This window comes from Rhizobium sp. 18055 (assembly GCF_902706285.1).
Taxonomy (GTDB): Bacteria; Pseudomonadota; Alphaproteobacteria; order Rhizobiales; family Rhizobiaceae; genus Rhizobium.
Map to the genome: position 1 here is coordinate 1 of NZ_CACSKD010000416.1, position 404 is coordinate 404.

The following is a 404-nucleotide window of genomic DNA, read 5'->3' on the forward strand; positions in this document are numbered from 1 at the left end:
GTATAGAGGTATCTCTCAGTAAAGAAGAGGTAGATTCCATAGATTTCTATAAAGACTAATCCACTGATGAGTCCGATAAGAAACAAAGCAGCTGAAACTTTCACAATCCGATATAGGACAAACAACATCAGTCCTATTGCTGCGATAATCAAAAGGCTTTGTAGAATTTGCTCCAACATCTTACACCTCTTTCTAGGCTAATTGCTTGCGATAGTAGTCAGCCTGTCTCTTGTCTAAATCATCTAGTTGGGCAACCAAATCAAGGTATTCCGTCTTTGTCACCTCATCTAAGCTAGGAAAATCATTCTCACGACTTGTGATGATGAGTTCCAGCTGTCCAGTAATTTCACGCCTTGAAAAACTGTAATCAAAGGTCTCATCTTCATACTGTTCCTTTAAAGGTT

General features: G+C 38.9%; 2 protein-coding genes. Both read right to left on the reverse strand.

Going from position 1 to position 404, the window contains the following annotated elements:
• A partial coding sequence (locus GVL52_RS32500; RefSeq protein ID WP_368735343.1) for a DUF5966 family protein occupies nt 1-179 on the reverse strand: 179 nt, incomplete at its 3' end.
• 13 nt (nt 180-192) lie between these two features.
• A partial coding sequence (locus tag GVL52_RS29785) for a DUF5962 family protein (protein ID WP_160012786.1) occupies nt 193-404 on the reverse strand: 212 nt, incomplete at its 5' end.